This is a genomic window from Methylobacterium phyllostachyos, assembly GCF_900103445.1.
In the GTDB taxonomy this organism is placed as follows: Bacteria; Pseudomonadota; Alphaproteobacteria; order Rhizobiales; family Beijerinckiaceae; genus Methylobacterium; species Methylobacterium phyllostachyos.
Genome location: NZ_FNHS01000021.1, coordinates 41,452 through 63,020, shown reverse-complemented (window position 1 = coordinate 63,020; position 21,569 = coordinate 41,452). Strand labels below are relative to the sequence as shown.

Below are 21,569 nucleotides of genomic sequence, written 5' to 3'. Positions count from 1 at the left end.
CTTCGTTCCCGATAATGCTTGCGCGCCGGGCAACGAGTCTGGCCTCTGGTACGTCGAGACGGGTGCCGCATGCGCGGCCCGATCCGCCGTATTGCGTACCAGAGGATTTCCATGACCGCGCCGGTCGCCAGCACCCTCGTCCTCGCCGCCCTGGGAGGCCTGCTCCTTGCCGCCCCTGCCCAGGCCGGCGGCTGTTATGGCAGCGAATGCTACCGCCATGTGGTCGTGCCGCCGGTCTACGACACGGTGCAGGAGACCGTGCTGGTGCGTCCGTCGCGCACCGTCTACCGCTCCGTCCCGCCCGTCTATGACACCGTGTCCGAGCGCGTGATGGTCTCGCCGGGCGGCCGCTTCTGGCAGACGAGCCGCGGCCCCGGCGGCGAGCTGATCGGCTGCTGGGTCACCACCCCACCGCGCTTCGCCGTGCGCACCCGGACCGTGGTGGTCCGCCCCGCGCAGGCGATTCCTGAGACGATCCCGCCGGAATATGCCAGCGTGAGCCGGCGCGTCCGCGTGGCGCCCGCGCGGGCCGGCTGGGTTCCGGTCGGCGGCGGCTATGGCGGTGGCTACGCCCCCGCTTCCTATGGCGGCCCGCTGATCGGCTCGATCCCGGATGCGGTCGGCATGACCGGCGCCAGCTCCTCGGATCTCGGCGTCGCCCTCGGCTTCAGCTACGGCAGCCCGTACGAAGGGTATTGATCCCGTCCCCGTCGGCTTGATTCCGGACGTCCCGGCGACACCTCACCGCCAAATACGGGAGGTGACGATGGGGACGTTCAAGGCTTGGGTGGTCGAGAAGGGCGAGGCCGGCCAGAGCCTCGCGTTCCGGGATTTCGACGAGGCCGACCTGATGGACGGCGACGTCACCGTGCGGGTGACGCACTCGACGCTGAACTACAAGGACGGGCTCGCGCTCACCGGCACATCGCCGGTGGTGCGCCGCTTCCCGATGATCCCCGGCATCGATTTCTCCGGGATCGTCGAGCGCTCCGACCATCCCGAATACAAGCCGGGCGATGCCGTGGTGCTCACCGGCTGGGGCGTCGGCGAGACGCATCTCGGCGCCTACGCGCAGCGCGCCCGGGTGAAGGGCGACTGGCTGGTGCCGCTGCCCCAGGGCCTCACCCCCGAGCAGGCCATGGCGATCGGCACCGCCGGCTACACCGCGATGCTGTGCTGCATGGCGCTCGACGCCCACGGGGTAAAGCCCGACCACGGCCCGGTGATCGTCACCGGCGCCTCGGGCGGGGTCGGCTCGGTGGCGGTGGCCTTGCTCGCCCGGGCGGGCTGGCACGTCATCGCCTCCACGGGCCGCGACGGCGAAGCGGATTACCTGAAGGGCCTCGGCGCCGCCGAGATCCTCGACCGGGCGGAGTTGTCGAAGCCCGGCAAGCCCCTCGGCAAGGAGCGCTGGGCGGCGGGAATCGATGCAGTCGGCTCGACCACGCTCGCCAACGTGCTGGCACAGACCCGGGCGGACGGCGTCGTGGCGGCCTGCGGGCTGGCGCAGGGCATGGACCTGCCCACCTCGGTGGCGCCGTTCATCCTGCGCGGCGTCTCGCTGCTCGGCATCAACAGCGTCACCACCCCACAGCCGAAGCGCCGCGAGGCCTGGGTGCGGCTCGCCCGCGACCTCGACTTGGCCAAGCTCGCCACCATGACCAACAGGGTCCGCCTGGAGGAGGTCGGCCGGCTCGGCGAGGCGATTCTGGCCGGCAAGGTGCGGGGGCGGATCGTGGTGGAGGTGGCGTAGGGCCGGCGGGTGGAACCTACGCCGTTCTTGCCGTGTTCTATTCTTTATGAGCGTCGCATTCGTCAAAGAGCCTGAGGGCGGGGAAGCGTTCGAGAATCTGCCGGACCGGCCGATCTCGCCGCACACCAATTTCGTGACCCCGGAGGGCTTGGCCCAGATCGAGGCCGAGGTTGCGCGCCTTGAAAAGGAGGTCGCTTCGCTCGACCCGACCGACAAGGCCGAGGATTCCCGGATCGGGCGGGATCTGCGCTACTGGGCGGCCCGCAAGAACACCGCGCAGGTCGTGGAGCCGAAGAGCGGCGACACGGTGCAGTTCGGCTCGACTGTCACGGTGTTGCGCGAGGACGAGTCCGGCAAGGAGACTCGCCAGACCTTCCGCATCGTCGGCGAGGACGAGGCCGATCCCCATAAGGGCTCGATCTCCTACGTGGCGCCACTGGCCCGCGCGATCACCGGCAAGACGGTGGGCGACGTGGTCGAGGTGAACGGCCACGAGGTCGAGGTGGTTGAGATCAACTGACAGCGGTCAGGATTCTTCGCCCTGGCCTTCGAAGCGCGGCCGCAGGGGCAGGATTGCCTCGGCCATGTGCTCCATGAAGACGCGCACCCGGGCTGCATGGCGCAAGTCCGGATGCGTCAGCACCCAGAGGTCGGTGCCGAGTTCGGGATGCGGTCCTGACAGGCGACGCAGGGCGGGATGGGCGTCGCCCGAGAAGCAGGGCAGGGGACCGATCCCGAGCCCCGCCGCGATCGCGGCCTCCAAACCCGTCACCGTGTTGATCCGCAGCTTGACGCGCTCCGCCGTCGTCTGCGTGCCCACAAAGCGCATGAACGTCCCGCCGGCCACAGTCGGATCCGGGCTGACCCAGGCCTCGGATGCGAGATCGCCGTAGTCCCGATCAGCTCGTCCGTAGATGCCCCAGGCTACCGCGGCGAGGCGGCGTCCGACCAGAGTCTCGCTCGGGTCGCGGCTCGCCCGGATCGCCACGTCGGCATCTCGGCGCGACAGGTTCAACGCCGCCTCAGCCAGGATCAGCTCGATCCGGATGTCAGCATAGCGGTCGCCGAAATCCGCCAGGATCGGCATGAGCAGTTCCACGGCTAGGCTCGTCGGTGCCGTCACGCGCAGCTCGCCGGACGGCGTCTCGCTCCGGCCGGCGGCCGTGCGCTCGAACCGGGTGACGTCGGCCTCGATCCGGTTCGCTGCCTCGATCATGGCCTGCCCGCAGGCGGTCGGCGCGTAGCCGGTCCGCAGGCGCTCGAACAGCCGCGCCCCGAGCTTCGTTTCCAGGGCCGTGAGCCGGCGGAACGCCGTCGAGTGGTTGATCCCGAGCTGCGCCGCGGCCGCCGTCAGGCTGCCGCGCTCGGCCACGGCCTTCACGAAGCGAAACGCGTCCCAATCCAGCGCCATGCCCATCCCTTGCATCTGTGCAAGACAGGCTTTGCGCTGCAGGGCATTTTTGCAAGGCTCGAAACGCGCCATGGAGGCGTCATCGCCCCGTCTAACGATTCGGACGGCCGTCCCAAACGCGAACCGGAGATCCCGACATGGCCAAGGTTCTGGTGCTGTACTACTCGACCTACGGACACGTGGAGCAGATGGCCTACGCCGTCGCCGAGGGCGCCCGCGAGGCCGGGGCCGACGTGGTGGTGAAGCGCGTGCCGGAGCTGGTGCCCGAGGACGTCGCCCGGCAGAACCACTTCAAGCTCGATCAGGCTGCCCCGGTCGCGACGGTCGACGAACTCGCCGATTACGACGCAATCATCTTCGGCACGCCGACCCGCTACGGCAACATGGCCTCGCAGATGAAGCAGTTCATCGACCAGACCGGCGGGCTTTGGATGAAGGGCGCGCTGGTCGGCAAGGTCGGCTCGGTCTTCACCTCGACGGCTTCCCAGCACGGCGGTCAGGAGACGACGCTGACGAGCTTCCACACAGTGCTGTTCCACCACGGCATGGTGGTGGTTGGGCTGCCCTACAGCTTCCAGGGCCAGGGTGGCGTCGAGGCTGTGAAGGGCGGCACGCCCTACGGCGCCAGCACGATCGCGGATGGCGACGGCTCGCGTCAGCCGAGCGCCGTCGAACTGGAAGGCGCCCGCTTCCAGGGCCGCCACGTCGCCGGCATCGCGGCCAAGCTGGCTTGAGGATTTCGGGCAAGAAAAAAGGCTCGGATTGCTCCGAGCCTGAAAGGAAAAAGGCCATTGGGGGCTGAGAAGGCCTTCGTGATCAATAAACGGGCGATGAAGACGTCTGTTCCGCCACTGGCCAAAAAAATCGCACGGTGCCTCAACGGGGGGCGGCAGCCCGGGCCAGCCGGTCACGGATCGCCTCGCCGAGGCCGTCGGACGGGATCGGCACCACCGCGATGGTCGCCGCCCCCGACGCGTCGAGATCCCGCAAGGCGCCGAAGAGGCGCGCCGCGGCCTCTTCGGCGTTCCCCACCGGGCTAAGGTTCAGCGCGGCGCAGGCCTGCGCGTGACCCTCGGGTCGGCTCGTGCCGAACAGCAGCACGGCCTCCCCCGGCTCGATGCGCGTCGCGTCGAGGCGGACCCGCGCCCGGGGGGCGTAATGCGAGGCGAGCATGCCGGGTCCCGCCGGCCGGTCGGCATCGACCGCCTCCGGGGCCGCCGGGTCGTGGCCGAGGATGGCGCGTAGCGCCGCCCGGGTTATCCCGCCAGGCCGCAGCAGACGCGGCGGGCCGCCGAGGCAGGCCACCACGGTCGATTCGACCCCCACCGGCGTATCGCTGCCATCGAGCACCGCGGCGATCCGGCCCTCAAGATCGTCGAGCACGTGGGCGGCGCGCGTCGGGCTCACCCGACCCGAGCGATTGGCCGAGGGCGCGGCCACGGGCCGGCCGACCTGGGACAGGAGAGCCTGTGCCAGCGGATGCGCCGGCACCCGCAGGGCGACGCTCGGCAGGCCGGCACGGGCGAGATCGCTGACGCGGGAGGCCGGTTGGGCCGGCACCACCAGGGTCAGGGGGCCCGGCCAGAAGGCCTCGGCGAGGCGGCGCGCCGGCGCGTCGAAGACACCCTCCGCCAGGGCCGCCGCCAGATCCGGCAGATGGGAGATCAGCGGGTTGAAGCGCGGGCGCTCCTTCGCGGCGAAGATCCGTGCCACGGCGGCGGGATCGGTCGCGTCCGCGCCGAGGCCGTAGACCGTCTCGGTCGGGAAGGCCACGAGTTCGCCCGAGAGCAGCAACGCGGCGGCTTCGGCGAGGCCGGCCGCGTCGGGGTCGAGCCGCCGGGTCGCGGCCGGGACCGTTGACCCGGGATCGTTCATGGGGAAAGCCGTTTCAGAGACAAGGGCACAGCGCGCGCCTATTCTCGGGCCGCCGTAGACCCGGGATGCGGGCGTGGTCAAACCCGCGCCGGATCGAGCGCACGGGCCGCCAAGGGAGGATCGTCATGAGTTACCGCGCCCCGGTCCCCGAGATGCTGTTCACGCTCCGGCATGTGGCCGGGCTCGACGCGGTCGATCCCGAGGACGCCGAGGCGATCCTCACAGAGGCCGGGCGGATCGCCGCTGGCGTGCTCGCGCCGCTCAACCGGGTCGGCGACCGGCACGGCACCCCCTTCACGGACGGGCGCGTCACCACCCCGCCGGGCTGGCGGGAGGCCTACCGGACCTTCACGGAGGGCGGCTGGAACGGGCTCTCGGCCGAGGCCGACCATGGCGGCCAGGGTTTGCCGAAGCTGATCGAGGCCGCCTGCACCGAGATGTGGAACGGCGCCAACCTCGCCTTCGGCCTCTGCCCGCTTCTGACCCAGGGTGGCATTGAGGCGCTGGCGGCCCACGGCGCCGACGACCTGAAGGCACGCTACCTCGAGAAGCTGGTCTCGGGCGAATGGCCCGCCACCATGAACCTGACCGAGCCGCAGGCGGGCTCCGACCTCGCCCTGCTGCGCACCCGCGCCGTGCCGGCCGGCGACGGCACCTACCGGATCACCGGCAACAAGATCTACATCACCTACGGCGAGCACGATCTGGCCGACAACATCGTCCACCTCGTCCTGGCCCGGCTGCCCGACGCGCCGGCCGGCACGCGCGGTATCTCGCTGTTCCTGGTGCCGAAGGTGCTTCCCGATGGCACCCGCAACGACCTGCGCTGCTCCGGCATCGAGCACAAGCTTGGCATCCACGCCTCGCCGACCTGCTCCATGGCGTTCGGCGATCAGGGCGGCGCCACCGGCTGGCTAATCGGCCAGGAGAACAAGGGCTTGGCCTGCATGTTCACGATGATGAACGCGGCCCGCCTCAATGTCGGCCTCCAGGGCGTGGGCGTCGCCGAGGCCGCGACCCAGCGGGCGCTGGCCTATGCGCAAGAGCGCCGACAGGGGAAGGCCATCGGTACCACCGAGGCGACGAGCCCGATCGTCTCGCATCCCGACGTGCAGCGCATGCTGCTCACCATGAAGGCCTACACGGCCGCCGCCCGCGCCATCTGCTACCTCACCGCCGCCGCCCTCGACGCGTCGAAGGATGCGGAGGGGCAGACCGCCCTCGACCGCGCCTCGCTGCTGACCCCGGTGGCCAAGGCGTTCTCCACCGATCTCGCCAATGAGGTGACCTCCCTCGGCGTGCAGGTCCATGGCGGCATGGGCTTCGTGGAGGAGACCGGGGCGGCGCAGCTGATGCGGGACGCCCGGATCCTCGGTATCTACGAGGGCACCAACGGCATCCAGGCCATCGACCTCACCGCCCGCAAGCTGCCGCTGAACGGCGGCGCCACGGCGCGCTCGCAGATCGCCTGGATGCGCCGGGCGGCCGAGGGTCTGCTCAAGGCGGGCGATCCGGCCTTCGGTCATATGGCGGCGCGGCTGCGAGACGGGATCGGCAGCCTCGACCGGGCGACGAGCCATCAGCTCGCGGCGCTCGCCTCCAACCGGCCGGAAGGCGCGCTCGCCGGCGCGACCCCGTATCTGCGCCTGTTCGGCCTCGTGCTCGGCGGCGCCTGCCTCGCCCGGAGCGCGCTGGCGGCTTCCGCCGCCCGGAAGGCCGGCGAGACCGATCCGGCCCACCCCGCCCGCATCAAGCTCGCGCGCTTCTACGCCGAGAACCTCCTGGTGGCCGCCTCGGGACTGGAGCAGAGCGTGGTCGAGGGCGGCGCCTTCACGGACGAGGCCGGGCTGGCCCTGGCGGTCTGAGGGGCGCCGGAGCCGCGGGCATATCGGGCTGGCTCCGCCCTGCGGCACGATGTTCAATGCCCGCGATTCGTCCCCGGCCGGGCCAGGGCTGCTCGGCCGCGCGAGACGATCGGGTCGGGGAGCCGACAGGGGGTGGGCATGAATTTCGACAAGCAGCGGCGTCTCGTCGAGCGCCTGCTGGAGCGGACTCGCGCGGGGGAACTGGTCTGGCAGGAAAGCATCCGGCCGGACGTGTTCCAGGCCGCCTTTCAGAACAGCAGTGTGCAGATCAAGTCGGTCGATGACGGGCGCTTCACCGAGTGCCACGTCTCGATCATCGATGCCATCGGCCGGATCGTCGATGATTTCGGGCGCGATGAGCTCGATCGCGACAGCCCGCGCCAGCCGGGCTCGTGGTCGCGCGCCCTGGAGGAACTCTATGCCCTGGCGCGTCGGAGCGCCCTGAGGGCGGACGACGCGATCGACAGTATACTGGCTGAAATCGAGTAGGGATCGGATCAGGACGCCGCCATGCAGACGATCATCATCAGCGACTTGGAGGGCGGCGTCCGCCTGATCACCCTGAACCGCCCGGAGAAGAAGAACGCGCTCACGGGCGCGATGTACGACGCCATGCGCGAGGCGCTGGCCGAGGCCGATGCGTCGGACCGGATCGGCGCCGTGATCTTCGCCGGGCAGCCCGGCATGTTCAGCGCCGGCAACGACCTCGCGGACTTCATGGGTCATGCCGAGGACGGGTTCAGCAACTCGCCGGCTTTAGCCTTCATCCGCCAGCTCGCCCGCACGCGCACCCCGATGGTGGCGGCGGTCGACGGGATCGCGGTGGGGATCGGCGCGACGCTCTGCCTGCATTGCGACCTCGTCTATGCCAGCCCGGCGGCGCGGCTGCGCATGCCCTTCGTGGAACTCGGCCTCGTGCCGGAGGCGGCGTCGAGCTACCTGCTGCCCCTGCGGGTCGGGCGGCTCAGGGCCACCGAATTGCTGCTCCTGTCCCGGCCGCTGGAGGCCGACGAGGCGCAGGTGCTCGGCCTGGTCAACGCGGTGCTGCCGGCCGACATGCTGGTCGAGCAGGCCGTCGCCCAGGCCACCAAGCTGGCCGCCCTGCCGCGCGGGGCGCTCGCCGCCTCGCGGGCGCTGATCCGGGGCGATCAGGCCCAGGTCGAGGCGGCCCTGGAGGCCGAGGCCAAGGCGTTCGACGCGCAGCTGCGTTCGCACGAATCCCAGGAGCGGCTCGCCGCCTTCCTCAACCGCGCCAAGCCCGCCTCGGCGTGAGCGCGCCCGATCTGTCTCACAAAATCTGCCTCGTGGCGGGCGCCTCGCGGGGTGTCGGCCGAGGGCTCGCCCGGGCGCTCGGCGAGGCGGGCGCCACCGTGATCGTCACCGCCCGGTCCAGCGAGACCGGCGCGCGCACCGAGATGCGGTCGGAATCCATCGAGGACACCGCCCGCATGGTCGATGAGGCCGGTGGGCGCGGCCACCACTATCTCTGCGACCACCGCTCCGAGCGCGCCACCGACGCGCTGGTCCATTGGGCGCTCCGCCGGTTCGGCCGGATCGATGTCGCGGCCTGCAGCGTCTGGGGCGGCAACGAGGGCTATGACGGCGAGCGCTACCCGGACGGCGCCGGCTGGGGCGAGCCATTCTGGCGCCGCTCCGCCGAGCCCTATCTCGGCTTCCTCGAGGCCGGTCCTTTGCCGGCTCTACTCCTCGCCCGCGCCGTCGCCCCGGCCATGGTGGCGGCACGCGCCGGCCTGATCGCACTGGTCTCCTTCGGGACCGATGCGTATCTTGGCGATATCTTCTACGACTCGGCCAAGGCTGCCACCAACCGGCTGGCCCTGGCCTTCGCCCGGGAGCTGGCACCGCACGGCGTCACGGCGCTCGGTCTCTCGCCGGGCTTCGTCGCCACCGAGCGGGCGCGCGACCTCGGGCAGGACGACCGCGCCACCGAAGGGCCGCTCTACGCCGGCCGGGCGCTTGCCGCGCTCGCTGCCGACCCGGATGTCGCCGCCCAAGCTGGCGCAGTGCTGCACGCCGGCGACCTCGCTCGGATCTATGGCTTCACCGATGCCGACGGGACCCAACCGGAGCGGTTCCGGGTGCTCCCGTGAAATCGCGCCGCGCAGCGGCCTGTCGCCGAAATGGCGCATCGCGTCGACAATCAGCCGGAATACGCGGATGCGGCGGCCGGCAGGGTTGATAAACCCGATTTGGGCGGGCGTCGTGTTGACCTCGTCGACTCGAATTGCTGCGGGAGCGAAAAACGGCCTCAATTCGCCCGCAGGTCAGGGGCCGATCCTGTGCCTGGTCCAATCTTCGGTCGAGACCGGGTGCGCGCGTGAACGAGGAACTGGCATGTCGGAAGCGAACACGGCCCCGCGCGTGCTGATGGTGTTCCCGAAGTTCTACGAAAACTCCATGTGGAACTTCAAAGAGGCCATGGAGCTGCAGGGCGCCCGCGCCCCGGCGCCGCCGCTCGGCCTGATCACGCTCGCCGCGATGCTGCCGCCGGCTTGGCAGGTGACGCTGGTCAACCGCAATTGCGAAGAGCTGACGGACGCCCAGATCCTGGCGGCCGACCTCGTGATGACCGGCGGCATGCTGCCCCAGGAGCCGGACTGCCTCGTCGTCATCGACAAGTGCGTGGCGCTCGGCACCCCGGTCTGCGTCGGCGGCCCCGCGCCGACCTCGACGCCGGAAGTCTACGACAAGGCGGACTTCCTCGTGCTCGGTGAGGCGGAGGGCATCCTCGACAAATTCGTGGCGGCCTGGGAATCGGGCGAGCGCCGCGGCCGGCTCACGGCGGAGAAGTTCAAGGCGGACGTCACCAAGAGCCCGATCCCGCGCTTCGACCTGCTGACCTTCAGCCACTACCTGTATATCGGCGTCCAGTTCTCGCGCGGCTGCCCGTTCACCTGCGAGTTCTGCGACATCATCGAGCTCTACGGCCGCGCCCCGCGGACCAAGACCACGCCGCAGATGCTGGCCGAACTCGACCGGCTGTACAGCCTCGGCTACCGCGGCCATGTCGATTTCGTCGACGACAACCTGATCGGCAACAAGAAGGCGATCAAGCTGTTCCTGCCGCACCTCATCCAATGGCAGGCGGATCACGGCTACCCGTTCAAGTTCTCGACCGAGGCCTCGCTGAACCTCGCGGACGACGAGGAACTGCTCGGGATGATGCGGGACGCGAACTTCTTCGCCCTGTTCACCGGCATCGAGACGCCCGACGAGGCGACGCTGATCCAGACGCAGAAGAAGCAGAACACCAAGCGCTCGATCGCCGACAGCGTGCACAAGCTCTACGAGAACGGGATGTTCGTCACCGCCGGCTTCATCGTCGGCTTCGACACCGAGCAGGACAGCATCTCCAAGGCGATGTCGCTCTGCATCAGCCAGACCGGCATCCCGATCGCCATGGTGGGCCTGCTCTTCGCGCTGCCGAACACCCAGCTCTCGCGCCGCCTGCGCAAGGAGGGCCGGCTCTACGAGAACTACGCGGCGACCACCGCCGACCAGGGCGACCAGTGCACGCAGGGGATCAACTTCGTCACGCTGCGCCCGCAGCGCGACGTGCTCGCCGACTATCGCGACGTCCTCCAGGAGATCTACGACCCGGCGAGCTTCTTCGATCGGGTGCGGGTGGTGGCGCGGCGGGTGAAGCGGCCCAAGTTCGCTGCGCAAAAACTCGACTGGCGCCATGTCGCCCACGATCTCTATTCGCTGCTGCGCGTCTGCTGGCGGATGACCGTGCGCCGGCCGGAACTCGCCAAGCACTTCTGGAGCGTGTTCCTGGAGACCGCCCGCCGCAACCCGGCCGCGCTGGAGGCGGTGGTCACCAACATGGTGATCTACCTGCACGTCTATCCGTTCTCGCGCTACGTCATCCGCGAGATCAACGGCCGGATCGCCGACCTCGATGCCGGCCGCTGGGTGCAGCCGCCGGTCCTGGCCCCCGAGGCCGAGGGCTGCGGCAAGGCGGCCCCGGTCGGCAAGGTGGTGGTCAAGGCAGAGGTGAAGCACTTGGCCGCGGTGGCGTGACGGCTCGACGGCGCGGGTGATCCCGACGGTACCCTCATCCTGATGCGGATGGACCGGACCGCGCGCCACCCCTCTTGCCGCCGGCCCCGTAAGCCGGGGCGGCGGGCGGCTCACGCCTTCTCACGGCCGGCCTGATCGGCTCCGGGCGCGTCCGGATGAACTTGGCGAGCCCGAGCTGACCTTCAGGCTACGCGCACGGTCGCCAGGAAGGTGTCGATCTCCCGGCGGAGTTCGGCGGATTGCTCCGAGAGGCTCGCCGCCGAGGCGAACATCCGCGTGGCGGCCGTGCCGGTCTCGTCGGCAGCCCGGGCCACCGCATCGATCGTGCCGGTGACCGCGCTGGTGCCGGAGGCTGCCTCGGAGACGTTGCGGGCGATTTCCCGGGTGGCCGCGCCCTGCTGCTCCACGGCGGCAGCGATGGAGCTCGCCACGCCGTCGATCTCGCGGATGCGCGCCGCGATGCCGTCGATCGCCGTTACGGTCTGCCCTGTCGCTCCCTGGATGCGGCCGACCTGACCGGTGATCTCGCCCGTGGCCTTGGCGGTCTGCTCGGCGAGTTGCTTGACCTCGGCGGCGACCACCGCGAAACCCTTGCCGGCCGCGCCGGCCCGGGCCGCCTCGATGGTGGCATTCAGCGCCAGCAGGTTGGTTTGGCCGGCGATGTCGGTGATCAGGCGAACCACGTCGCCGATCCGGCCCGCCGCAGCGCTCAGCTCCTGGACGAGATGGGCGGTGTTGCCCGCCTGGACCACCGCGCTCCGGGCGAGTTCGGCGGAGCCGTCCACCTGCCGGCTGATCTCCTGGACCGAGGCGCCGAGCTGCTCCGCCGCCGCTGCCACCGTCCCGACATGCTGAGCCGCCTCCTGGGCCGCACCCGCCACGGTCGCGGAGCGTTCGGCCGTGTGCGTGGCCGTTCCGGTCATCGCCTCGGCATCCGCGCGCAGGCCGCGGGCAGCGTCCGAGACCCGCGCCAGGACGCCGCCGACGGCCGCCTCGAACGATCCGGCCATCGCGTGGACGGCGCGCCGGCGTTGCGTCTCGGCGTCTTCCCGGGCGAGGGCGGTATCCCGCTCCAGTGCGCGGCTGCGGATGAGGTTATCCTTGAACACCTGCACGGCCGACGCCATGGCGCCAATCTCGTCGCGGCGCCCCGCCTGCGGGACCGGTACGGTCTCGTCGCCCTCGGCGAGGCGCTTCATCGCGCCGGTCATGCGCTCGATCGGACGGGCGATGCCGAACACGGCGAACAGCAGCGCGGCAGCCGCCACCGCTAGACCCACCACTGTCGCCGCCAGGGCGATCAGCTTGGCCCGCGTCGCCTCCCGCGCGGTCTCGGCGACGTTGGCCTCCGTCTGCGACCGAGCCAAGGCGATCGCCTCGGTGAGGCTCGTGACGGCCTCGTCGTTCCGCGCTCCGGTGGCGGGGTCCAGCACCAGCGCGAGGGCGCCGGCCCGGTCGTCCGCAATCATCAGTTCGACCACCTGCAACTGGATGTTCTGGTAAGCATTCCAGGCCGTGGTGAAGCGCTCGTAGATCGCCCGGTCCTGCGGCGCGGTCAGGCGCTCCTGGAAGGCTTGGCGCAGGCTGGAGAGCGCCCCGAGCGTATCGGTCAGCGCCGTCTGGTTCCTGTCCAGGGCGGCCGCGTCGGGGGAGGCCACCGCGAGCCGGTAGAGGCCGAGGCGCGCGTCCCGGACGGCGGTCCCGATGGCCTCGGCCTGGTTCTGCGTGGGCAGGGCCTGCTGCGAGACCGCCTGCGCGTTCCCCTCGATCTCGGACAGGAACGCGACGCTGGCGATCCCCTGGCCCGCAGCGGCGAGCGCGAGCAGGCCGATCGCGCCGGAGAGGACCGTCTTGAGGGAGAAACGCATGGGGGCATCCGTCTTCGCGGTCGTGCCGCGCCGTCAGGTCCCGGTTCTCCGTTAAAGATCTTAATTATTTCCCGATTTTCGCGGGCATCCGAGGCTAGAGCCACTTCTTCCAGCGGAAGAAGAAGTATGGAAATACAGCTGCAACAACCATCATGACCAGCGCCATCGGGTAGCCGAATGACAATTCGAGTTCCGGAATCGACTTGAAATTCATGCCGTAGATCGATGCGATCAGCGTCGGCGGCATGAACACCACGGCCATGACCGAGAACAGCTTGATGATGTTGTTCTGCTCAAGGTTGACGAGTCCGAGCGTCGCGTCGAGCAAAAATTGAATTTTGTTGTTGAGGAAGGTCGCGTGCTCTTCCAGGGATTGAAGATCCCGCAGGGTCGAGCGGACATCCTCTCGCAGGTCGCGGGGCGCTTTGTTGGTGCGGTAGGTCGCCGAAAGCGAGAGCAGGATTCGCTCCATGGAGACGAGGCTCTCGCGTTGCTTGGAGATGAGGTCGCCGTGCCGGCCAAGCGCCCGCAAGGTCTCCTGCAGGGCGGTATTGCGGGCCGAGGGATCGTCCTGCACCTCGAAGATCTTGCCCGACAGCCGGTCGATCCGCTCGCCCTGAAGCTGGAGCACGTCGGCGGCACGGTCGATCACCGCCTCGATCAGGCCGGCCAGGATGGTCTCGCCGGAGGGGGTTGCGGTGCTGCCGTTGCCCATCGAGCGGCCGGCGCGCTGCGTGTACATCCGGAAGGCTTGGGGCTCCTCGTGGCGCACCGTCACCAGCCGGTTGCCGCGCAGGATGAAGGTGATGCCGGCGAGGCCCGGCTCCTCGGAATCGCTGACCTTCGAGAGCACGCGCCCGGTCATGTAGCGGGCGCCCTCCTCGACATAGAGCAGCTCCGAGGGCTCGATGTCCTTCATCTCCTCGCGGGTCGGCACCTCGATACCCGCGAAGGACTCGGCCTTCATCTCCTCCTCCCGGCTCGGACGGATCAGGTCGAGCCAGACGGTATCCTCGGGAATGGGATCCTGAAGATCGATGATGCGGCGTTCAAGCAGCGCGGATCCGGCGCCGGTGGCAGGCTGGTGGATGAAGATCACGAACGGGTCTCGCGTGCGGGACGGTCACGATACAGCGCAGGGTTTCATCCGCATCCGGCACGGCGCCCCCCGACGCAAGCTGCGCCGTGGGTGTGGCGGTGTTTTCTGACGCTTCCGTGACATCGCAGTTCGTTGCGAGGGCGGCGACCCGGCATGAGGCTGGGTCGAGCGACCACCCGTGGCCTGGCACATACAAGCAAGGGCCGGTTGACCGAAGAACGCGCCGCATCTCCGTGCGCGGCGCATAGCAATCCGTCCACGCCACGCTCACCGGTGTTCCGCCGCCCTGAATCGCTTTGCTCCGCGCGCAGGGATGCGGGTGTTATGAGCCCGGCGGCAAGCTCTCTAATTGCAGCCGTCGCAAATACTGTTGTCGATCTTGTTGGTGAGCGCCCGCTCACGTCGCTGCTGCTGGTGGGATGGGACCTCGCCGGGGCCCATGGACGTGCCCGGCGGCTTGGTGACGCCGTACTGGTTCGTGTACGGCGCCGTGATCGTCGAACCCGGGCCGCTGCCGGTGCCGGTCTGGTCGGGCGCGACGGTTTGTGCCGCCGCCGGCCCGGCGAGGACGAGGCTCAGGGCGGCGAGTGCCAACGGGGGCAGGGATCCTCGGGTCATGGAACCTCCATTCGCCGAGAGAACGTCAGACTCTGCTGCAGGTTGCCTGGGTCACGGGCGCCGCGCGGCGCGGCGGAAGACGCCCACCATCTCGACATGCCCCGCATGGCGGAACTGGTCGACCGGCGTGACCGCCTCCAGCCTGTAGCCGCCGGCCGCCAGCGTGGCGGCGTCCCGGGCGAAGGTGCCGGCGTCACAGGCAATGCCGATCACCAGCGGCACCCGCGACGCGGCGAGTTGGCGGGCCTGCGCCTCCGCGCCGGCCCGGGGCGGGTCGAACACCACCGCGTCGAAGGCGTCGAGCTCCAGGGGCAGCAGCGGCCGGCGGAACAGATCGCGGCGCTCGGTTGTGATTCGCTTCAGGCCCGTCGCCGCGCGGGCGGCCCGGTCGAGGCCGGCGAGCGCCGCCGCGTCGGATTCGACGGCATGGATCGCGGCGCGCCCGGCCATCGCCAGGCTGAGCGGCCCGCAGCCCGCAAACAGGTCGGCGACCTTGCGTGCACGGGGCCCGAGGGCCGCGAGGGTCAGGTCCGTGAGCGCGGCCTGCCCGGCGGCGGTGGCCTGCAGGAAACCGCCGGGGGAGGGGTAGAGGCGCGTCGCACCGCCCGTCACCGAGACCGGCTCGGCCTCCATCAGGCGCTCGCCGTGGAGCGACAGCCGGGCGAGGCCGAGTTCGCCCGCGATCCGCACCAGGGCGGCGCCGACGCCGGCGCTCACCGGGCCGTGGCCGCGCAGATCCACGTCGAGGCCCTGGTCGGTGGCGGTGACCGCCACGTCGAGGGGTTTGCGACCGTGGCCGAGGGGAGCGGCGAGGCGGCGCGCCACATCCGGGGCCGGGTGCAGGGCCGGGACGGTGATCGGGCAATGGTCGATCGGCACCAATGCGTGGCTGCGCGCCTCCATCAGGCCGGCCTGGGCTTGGCCCTCGACCGCCCGGACATGGAGCGTGAGTCGCCGCCGCCCCGCGCCGTGCGCGTCGATGGCCGGTTCGGGTTCCACGTCGAGCCCGGCCTGCGACAGGGCCTGGGCGATCAGGCCCCGCTTCCAGGCAAGCTCGGCCGGCCGCGTGAGATGCTGCGTGCGGCAGCCGCCGCACCGCATGACATAGGGGCAAAACGGTGCGACGCGGTCGGCCGAGGCCTGCTCGATGCCGAGCAGTTCGGCACGGCGCCCCTCGCGCCGGATCGCCACGCGCTCGCCGGGCAGCGCGTACGGGACGATGGTCCCGTCCTCGGCGATGCCGTCGCCGCGGGCTCCGAGATCCCGGATCGTGACGGTCTCGCTCACGGAAGCCTCGCGCCGATCAGGAACTCGGTGTTGCCGTCGCCACCGGTCACCGGTGAGCCGATCAGCCCCAGGATCGTGGCGCCAAGCCCCTCCAGCTCCCCACGCACCGCCGCGCAGACCTCCGCGTGGACGGCCGGATCGCGCACGAGGCCGCCCCGGCCGATCCGGGCACGACCGGCCTCGAATTGTGGCTTGATCAGTGCGACGAGGCTCGCGCCCGGCGCCAGGAGCGCCGGTAGGGCCGGTAGGACGAGGCGCAGGCTGATGAAGCTGACATCGACGCTGGCGATGTCGGGGCGCGGCGTCAGCGCCGCCGGGTCGAGGCCGCGGATGTCGGTACCCTCCAGATTGCTGACGCGGGGATCCGCGGCGAGCCGTGGGTGGAGCTGCCCCCGGCCGACATCGACCGCATGGACATGGTGCGCACCCCGGGCGAGCAGCACGTCGGTGAAGCCGCCGGTGGACGCTCCGACATCGAGGCCGGTGCGGCCGGCGGGATCGAGCCCGAACACGTCCAGGGCTGCGACCAGCTTGAGCCCGCCGCGGGAGGCGTAGGGGTGTTCGGCGGCGGCCTCGATCCGGGCACCCGGGGAAATCGTCTCCGAGGCGCGGGTGAGCGGCCGGCCGTCGACGCACACCTTTCCCGCCCGGATCGCGGCCTGCGCCCGGGCCCGGCTCTCGAAATGGCCGTGCTCCACCAGGAACTGGTCGGCGCGCCGCGCGGGCGCGGTCCGATCCGGTATGGTCCGGTCTGAGGTCATCACGGCTTCGTGCGATCCCGGCAAAACTGGGCAGAGGTTTCCAAGCGCGGCCCTGTTGCTGGCCGGCGCGCTTCCTAACTAGACCGAGCCTTACAGGAGAGCCACCGCATGATCCGTACCCTGCCGCTGCTCGCACTGCTCGCGACCGTCGCCGCGGGCGGTGCCCACGCCCAGGAACCCCCCAAGGAGGCTGCGAAAGCCGCCGAAACCTTCTCGGCGCCGATCAAGAACGCCAAGGGCGACACGATCGGCTCGCTGGCGATCCGCGACGGTGCCAACGCCCTGGTCCTGCGCGTGGCGATCCAGCCCGGGGGCCTGCCGCCCGGCTGGCACGGCCTGCACTTCCACGCGGTCGGCGACTGCTCCGATCCGAAGTTCATGAACTCCAAGGCCCATGTGAACCACGATCAGAGCAAGCACGGCCTGCTCAACCCGGACGGGCCGGACGAGGGCGACTTGCCGAACCTCTACGCGGCGCAGGACGGCTCGGCCAACGCCGAGGTCTGGAGCGAGACGCCCCTCAACGGCGAGGGCGGGCTGAAGGACGGGGACGGCTCGGCGCTGATCATCCACGCCAACGAGGACGACCACACCAGCCAGCCGATCGGCGGCGCCGGCGACCGGATCGCCTGCGCGGTGATCAAGTAGCGGCCTGGGGCGACGGCGTCGCGGGCGGGATCGGCCGGGGCCGGCCCGTCTCGTCGATCGCCACGAAGGTGAGGGTGGCCTGCGTCACCCGCTCGCGGACCTGGGTGCAGAAGCGCCGCGCCCAGGCCTCGACCTCGATCTTCATCGAGGTGCGGCCGACATGTGAGATCCGGGTGTAGACGCACAGTACATCCCCCACACGGACGGGCCGGATGAAGGTCATGGCGTCGAGCGCCACCGTGACGACGCGGCCCTGTGCGCGATCGACGCCCGCGATGCCACCGGCCTGATCCATCTGCGAGAGCACCCAGCCGCCGAAGATGTCTCCGTTGGCGTTGGTATCGGCCGGCATGGCGATGGTGCGCACCGTCAGGTCGCCCCGGGGCAGATCCTCATCCTGGGGGGGCGGCACGCTCGCGGCCGAAGAGATCCCGACGTGCTGCATCGTGTTCACCCACCCGCCTCGCGCCGTCAGGACAGCAGGCCGGCGAGCTTGAGCCCCGCCGCCAGCAGCACGGCGACCGCGCTCAGGATGCATTCGAGCGGGATCGATTGCCAGAGGTCCTGCGTTGCCGCCCTAGGCTCGGCGCGCTCTGCGATATCGTTCATCGGGCGTCCTCCCGGGTGGAGCGATCTGACGCCGCTGATCCCGTTCCCTGCACGATAAAGCAAGGATGCCGACCGCGCATCCCGAATCACGGCACGAAAAAGCCCGGCGGCTTGCGGGAGCCGCCGGACCGCTCAGGCGCAGAAAGGCTTAGTAGAAGAACCGCCGACGGTAATAGTGGCGGCGCCAGTAGGGCCGGGGGCCGTAGAAACGGCGGCCGTAGAAGCGGCGACCGTAATAGGGGCGGCGGTAGTAGGGCCGCGGACCGTAGAAGCGGCGGCGGTAGTAGTACTGGGCCTTCTCGGTCACCGCCGGGGCGGCATTGGCCGGCAGGGCGAGGCCCGGACCGATCGGCGCGGCGGACGCGCCCTCCGGCGCCGCGGCCGCGAAGCCCAGCACCAGCAGGGCCGCGAGCAGGAATTTCCTCAGCACGGTCTCGACTCCCTTCGTGTCATTGCGTCTCGGACGACGGACCACACGGGGAGTGAGACCCCTCCGCTCGATCCGAGACGCTGCAACGCGTGGGCGAGGCAAAGCGTTGCAGCGTAACCGCCGGGGAGGGACGAGAGGGTTGATTTTCGATTGTCGCGCTCAGGCGATCTTGGTGGTCATGTCCTCGATGCGGGCTTCGGCGCTCTGCCGCACCAGGGCGATGCCATGCTCGCAATCCTCGCGGCGGATATAGCCTTCGCCCGATTCGGCGATCACTTCGCCGTTGCGCGCGCGCAGGCGCCAGCGCCATTCGCCCTTGGCGTCCCGATAGAGTTCGAACCGCATCGTTCCGGCCCCCTGATAATCCATTTGGTGAGATGGGATGCGGGGACCGTAAGGAAAGGATCAATCCCTGACGATGATCGGCGCGCGGCGGCTCTATCCGACCCGCGCCCCCCCGCGATACGCGATCATCGGACGCCGCGACGCTGTCGGAACGCTTTTCCCGTCTCCCGGGCGGTCTGAGTTCGCAATTCCGAACGATCCGAACGCGGGCTTCACCGGCTGCGGAGGCAGGACGGGACGTTGTCGCGACACGATTGCGCGTGCGGCGTCCCGAACCTGTCACCGGTCGCCGCATGAAAAAGCCGCCCGGGACGGAACCATCCCGGGCGGCTGTGATGTCGAGGTTCTGCGCGCTCGGCTCAGGAGCGGGGCGCCCGCTCCAGCCAGCCGATGCTGCGCCCTTCGTTGCCGCCACCGCTGCGCGGGCGGGACTCGGCCCTCTGGGGCCGACCCTCGCGGTTCGGGCGGGCCTGGTTCGGACGCTGTTCGCCCTGCGGCCGGGCCGGCCGGTCGGCGCGGGGTTCGCGACCCTGCGGAGCGGGACCACGGTTGTCAGCCCGCCCCTCCTGGGGCCGACCTTGCCGGGGCGCACCCTGGCCACCAAAGCCGCGGCCGCCTTCCGGGCGTCCCTGCTGGGGACGACCCTGCTGCGGCCGGGACCGCTGGCCCGGACGGCCGCCGGCGGGGCGCTGCTGCTGCCGCTCGGGCCGGCGCTCCTCCTCGCGGGCGATCTCGGCCGCCTCCTGGCGCGAGGGCGGATTGAAGCCCTCGGGGAAGCCCGCCACCGGCACCTTTTGGCGGGTGATCCGCTCGATGTCGCGCAGGTAGGCCTTCTCCTCGTCGTTGCAGAACGAGATCGCCAACCCGTCGGCGCCGGCGCGCGCCGTGCGGCCGATCCGGTGGACGTAGCTCTCCGGCACGTTCGGCAGATCGAAGTTGATGACGTGGCTCACGCCCTCGACGTCGATACCGCGGGCCGCGATATCGGTGGCCACCAGCACCCGGCAATCGCCGTCGCGGAAGGCCTGGAGCGCCCGCTCGCGCTGGGGCTGGCTCTTGTTGCCGTGGATCGCGGCGGCCGCGATGCCGACCTTGTCGAGGCCACGCACCACCCGGTCTGCGCCGTGCTTGGTGCGGGTGAAGACGAGGACGCGCTCGATCGCCGGATCGCGCAGGATGTGGCCGAGCAGCGCCTGCTTGGCGCCGGTATGGACGAAGATCACCTGCTGATCGACCCGCTCGGCCGTGGTGGCGACGGGCGTCACCGCAACCTGGACCGGGTTGGTGAGGTACTGGCTCGCGAGGCCCGCGATGTTCTTCGGCATGGTGGCCGAGAAGAACAGGCTCTGGCGCTTCTCAGGCAGCATCTTCACGATGCGCTTGAGGGCGTGGATGAAGCCGAGGTCGAGCATCTGATCGGCCTCGTCGAGGACGAGGATCTCGACGCCTTCCAGCGTCAGCGAGCGGCGCTCGATCAGGTCGATCAGCCGGCCCGGCGTGGCGACGAGGATGTCGACGCCCGGCGCGAGCGCCCGCTCCTGGCGGCTGATGGTGACGCCGCCGAACACCACCGTGTTGGTGAAGGACAGGTGACGGCCGTAATCGGAGAACGACTCGGCGATCTGGTTGGCGAGCTCGCGGGTCGGCGAGAGCACCAGCACCCGGCAGCCGCGGCGCGGGGCCCGGCGGTCCGAGAGGGCGAGACGGTGCAGGATCGGCAATGCGAAGGCCGCAGTCTTGCCGGTGCCGGTCTGGGCGATGCCGCAGAGGTCGCGGCCCTCCATGGCGGGCGGGATCGCCTGAGCCTGGATCGGGGTCGGCGCGACGTAGCCGGCCTCGCTGAGCGCCCGCAGCACGGGCTGGGCGAGGCCGAAATCGGTGAATTGGGTCAAGGATGTATCCGATGCAGCAGGATCGGCCGGGCGCCTCGCCATGCGAGCGGTGCCATGTTCAGGCCGGTCCGTTGGCAGGGGGCAGCCCGCGTGATGGGGCGGCCCGGGTGCATGCACGTTATGAAGAGGGGGGCCGGATCACGCCGGGAGGCGCCCGATCCGTCACGCAGCCCCCTCAAGCGGGCCATGGCGGCCGCTGACGCTGCATCGCCGATATGCGGGTGTGCGGCTGCGAAGTCAATGCGGCACGGCCGGTCCCGGCGCATGGCACGGCTTCGGACGGCGCACGGCTGCACGGAAGCCGCCGCGCGCGAGCCCATTGCTGCCGGGGCTCGGTGCGACCCCGAACCACGGCGGCGGCGCGCCAGGCCGAGGCCATGCGAGGAGCGGACGAACCTTGAATCGGCGCGCGCGATCCTTGAGGAAGCACGGAGAGTGTTGCGGCTTCGACCCTATCTCGGGGCCGCCAAAGAGGATGGGGCATGACCCGATCTATTCTGTCCGTGAGTGCCGGTCTGGCGGTGATCGCCGTGATCCTGGCCGCCCTGTGGATCGGGTTCGGCCCGCGGACTCAGGTCGGCCCGGACAAGCGGACCGCCAGCATCCCGCTGTCGCAGCAGCAGCGATCCCCCGTGGATGCCAGGGGGCAATCCATTCGCGCCATCACGCCGGGATCGCCCTCCGGTTCGGGGATGGCGGCGATGCCCCCGGCATCATACCCGTCCGCGGCTTCTCCGGCCGTTCCGTCGGGACAGCCCCGTCCGTCGGCCGATCCTGGTTCGCCCGCGCGGCAACCCGACGATGCGTCCGCGACGGGCCTGCGAACCGAGACGGCCCCCGGAACCCCTCACGAACCCTCCGTGCCGCCCGGTGAGGGCGTCGATCTCAACACGGCGTCGGTCGAGCAGTTGAACGGGCTCGGCGCCGGCATGATCGGTCGAAGGATCGTGGAGTTCCGCCCCTATACTTCGCCCGATGAGCTTCTGTCGCGCCGCGTCCTGAAACGAACCGATTACGACACGATCAAGAACGCGGTCACGGTCCGATAGGCTGACGGCCGGACT

The 21,569-nt window shown here is 70.4% G+C and carries 23 protein-coding genes; 11 read left to right on the top strand and 12 right to left on the bottom strand.

Annotation, left to right across the window (positions count from 1 at the left end; genetic code table 11):
- Positions 1 to 111 precede the first annotated feature (111 nt).
- From BLQ49_RS25635 to greA, 3 genes are all read left to right on the top strand, one after another.
- A complete protein-coding gene (locus BLQ49_RS25635) occupies positions 112 to 699 on the top strand; it encodes a hypothetical protein (protein ID WP_091721586.1) in 588 nt (195 codons plus the stop codon).
- Positions 700 to 766: 67 nt separating this feature from the next.
- A complete protein-coding gene (gene acuI / locus BLQ49_RS25630; protein ID WP_091721584.1) occupies positions 767 to 1,753 on the top strand; it encodes an acrylyl-CoA reductase (NADPH) in 987 nt (328 codons plus the stop codon).
- A 46-nt stretch (positions 1,754 to 1,799) separates the two neighbouring features.
- Complete coding sequence (gene greA / locus BLQ49_RS25625; RefSeq protein ID WP_091721583.1) at positions 1,800 to 2,273, top strand: transcription elongation factor GreA; 474 nt, start codon at positions 1,800 to 1,802, stop codon at positions 2,271 to 2,273.
- Between the two features lie 6 nt (positions 2,274 to 2,279).
- On the opposite strand, the gene BLQ49_RS25620 is transcribed toward greA, so the two are convergent.
- Positions 2,280 to 3,164 (bottom strand): LysR family transcriptional regulator, encoded by an 885-nt coding sequence (locus BLQ49_RS25620; protein WP_091721605.1) that lies wholly within the window; start codon positions 3,162 to 3,164, stop codon positions 2,280 to 2,282.
- A gap of 137 nt (positions 3,165 to 3,301) precedes the next feature.
- On the opposite strand from BLQ49_RS25620, the gene wrbA reads away from it, so the two are divergent.
- Positions 3,302 to 3,898, top strand: a complete 597-nt coding sequence (wrbA, locus tag BLQ49_RS25615; RefSeq protein WP_091721581.1) for an NAD(P)H:quinone oxidoreductase — start codon at positions 3,302 to 3,304, stop codon at positions 3,896 to 3,898.
- Positions 3,899 to 4,040: 142 nt separating this feature from the next.
- On the opposite strand, the gene BLQ49_RS25610 is transcribed toward wrbA, so the two are convergent.
- On the bottom strand, positions 4,041 to 5,039 hold the full coding sequence (locus BLQ49_RS25610; RefSeq protein ID WP_091721580.1) for an L-threonylcarbamoyladenylate synthase: 999 nt from the start codon (positions 5,037 to 5,039) through the stop codon (positions 4,041 to 4,043).
- Positions 5,040 to 5,164: 125 nt separating this feature from the next.
- Here BLQ49_RS25610 and BLQ49_RS25605 point away from each other — a divergent pair, with 125 nt between their 5' ends.
- The 5 genes from BLQ49_RS25605 to BLQ49_RS25585 all read left to right on the top strand — a co-directional run bounded on the left by BLQ49_RS25605 (position 5,165) and on the right by BLQ49_RS25585 (position 10,948).
- Positions 5,165 to 6,904 (top strand): acyl-CoA dehydrogenase family protein, encoded by a 1,740-nt coding sequence (locus tag BLQ49_RS25605; RefSeq protein WP_091721578.1) that lies wholly within the window; start codon positions 5,165 to 5,167, stop codon positions 6,902 to 6,904.
- A gap of 138 nt (positions 6,905 to 7,042) precedes the next feature.
- A complete protein-coding gene (locus BLQ49_RS25600; protein ID WP_091721576.1) occupies positions 7,043 to 7,393 on the top strand; it encodes a hypothetical protein in 351 nt (116 codons plus the stop codon).
- Positions 7,394 to 7,414: 21 nt separating this feature from the next.
- Positions 7,415 to 8,176 carry an enoyl-CoA hydratase-related protein gene (locus BLQ49_RS25595; protein WP_091721574.1) on the top strand — a complete coding sequence of 254 codons (762 nt, stop codon included), beginning with the start codon at positions 7,415 to 7,417 and terminating at the stop codon, positions 8,174 to 8,176.
- Between the two features lie 32 nt (positions 8,177 to 8,208).
- Positions 8,209 to 9,015 (top strand): SDR family NAD(P)-dependent oxidoreductase, encoded by an 807-nt coding sequence (locus BLQ49_RS25590; protein ID WP_091721572.1) that lies wholly within the window; start codon positions 8,209 to 8,211, stop codon positions 9,013 to 9,015.
- A 244-nt stretch (positions 9,016 to 9,259) separates the two neighbouring features.
- The gene (locus BLQ49_RS25585) at positions 9,260 to 10,948 is read left to right on the top strand and encodes a B12-binding domain-containing radical SAM protein (protein WP_091721570.1); all 1,689 of its coding nucleotides are present in this window, start codon (positions 9,260 to 9,262) and stop codon (positions 10,946 to 10,948) included.
- A gap of 182 nt (positions 10,949 to 11,130) precedes the next feature.
- Here the strand turns inward: BLQ49_RS25585 and BLQ49_RS25580 are convergent, their stop codons facing one another.
- The 5 genes from BLQ49_RS25580 to BLQ49_RS25560 form a co-directional block, all read right to left on the bottom strand.
- Entirely contained in the window at positions 11,131 to 12,816 is a 1,686-nt protein-coding gene (locus BLQ49_RS25580) for a methyl-accepting chemotaxis protein (RefSeq protein ID WP_091721567.1), read from the bottom strand.
- Between the two features lie 94 nt (positions 12,817 to 12,910).
- The gene (locus tag BLQ49_RS25575; protein WP_091721564.1) at positions 12,911 to 13,915 is read right to left on the bottom strand and encodes a magnesium transporter CorA family protein; all 1,005 of its coding nucleotides are present in this window, start codon (positions 13,913 to 13,915) and stop codon (positions 12,911 to 12,913) included.
- 345 nt (positions 13,916 to 14,260) lie between these two features.
- Positions 14,261 to 14,533, bottom strand: coding sequence for a hypothetical protein (locus BLQ49_RS25570; RefSeq protein WP_091721560.1), 273 nt, complete (start codon positions 14,531 to 14,533; stop codon positions 14,261 to 14,263).
- A 51-nt stretch (positions 14,534 to 14,584) separates the two neighbouring features.
- Positions 14,585 to 15,820 (bottom strand): class I SAM-dependent RNA methyltransferase, encoded by a 1,236-nt coding sequence (locus tag BLQ49_RS25565; RefSeq protein ID WP_091721558.1) that lies wholly within the window; start codon positions 15,818 to 15,820, stop codon positions 14,585 to 14,587.
- Positions 15,817 to 16,581, bottom strand: coding sequence for a TlyA family RNA methyltransferase (locus BLQ49_RS25560; protein WP_091721555.1), 765 nt, complete (start codon positions 16,579 to 16,581; stop codon positions 15,817 to 15,819). Before BLQ49_RS25560 ends, BLQ49_RS25565 begins: the two co-directional genes overlap by 4 nt.
- A gap of 108 nt (positions 16,582 to 16,689) precedes the next feature.
- Between BLQ49_RS25560 and BLQ49_RS25555 the strand changes: the two genes are divergently transcribed.
- Entirely contained in the window at positions 16,690 to 17,229 is a 540-nt protein-coding gene (locus BLQ49_RS25555) for a superoxide dismutase family protein (RefSeq protein ID WP_091721552.1), read from the top strand.
- Here the strand turns inward: BLQ49_RS25555 and BLQ49_RS25550 are convergent.
- The 5 genes from BLQ49_RS25550 to BLQ49_RS25535 form a co-directional block, all read right to left on the bottom strand.
- Positions 17,222 to 17,674 carry an acyl-CoA thioesterase gene (locus BLQ49_RS25550; protein WP_208859117.1) on the bottom strand — a complete coding sequence of 151 codons (453 nt, stop codon included), beginning with the start codon at positions 17,672 to 17,674 and terminating at the stop codon, positions 17,222 to 17,224. The two genes, BLQ49_RS25555 and BLQ49_RS25550, sit on opposite strands and share 8 nt — an antisense overlap.
- A gap of 26 nt (positions 17,675 to 17,700) precedes the next feature.
- The gene (locus BLQ49_RS29890; protein WP_167627786.1) at positions 17,701 to 17,838 is read right to left on the bottom strand and encodes a hypothetical protein; all 138 of its coding nucleotides are present in this window, start codon (positions 17,836 to 17,838) and stop codon (positions 17,701 to 17,703) included.
- A gap of 148 nt (positions 17,839 to 17,986) precedes the next feature.
- Positions 17,987 to 18,268, bottom strand: coding sequence for a hypothetical protein (locus BLQ49_RS25545; RefSeq protein WP_091721550.1), 282 nt, complete (start codon positions 18,266 to 18,268; stop codon positions 17,987 to 17,989).
- Between the two features lie 159 nt (positions 18,269 to 18,427).
- Positions 18,428 to 18,613 carry a YegP family protein gene (locus BLQ49_RS25540; protein WP_091721601.1) on the bottom strand — a complete coding sequence of 62 codons (186 nt, stop codon included), beginning with the start codon at positions 18,611 to 18,613 and terminating at the stop codon, positions 18,428 to 18,430.
- Between the two features lie 359 nt (positions 18,614 to 18,972).
- Positions 18,973 to 20,505, bottom strand: a complete 1,533-nt coding sequence (locus tag BLQ49_RS25535; RefSeq protein ID WP_091721547.1) for a DEAD/DEAH box helicase — start codon at positions 20,503 to 20,505, stop codon at positions 18,973 to 18,975.
- 482 nt (positions 20,506 to 20,987) lie between these two features.
- Here BLQ49_RS25535 and BLQ49_RS25530 point away from each other — a divergent pair, with 482 nt between their 5' ends.
- Positions 20,988 to 21,554, top strand: coding sequence for a helix-hairpin-helix domain-containing protein (locus BLQ49_RS25530; protein ID WP_091721546.1), 567 nt, complete (start codon positions 20,988 to 20,990; stop codon positions 21,552 to 21,554).
- The last annotated feature ends 15 nt before the right edge of the window (positions 21,555 to 21,569 follow it).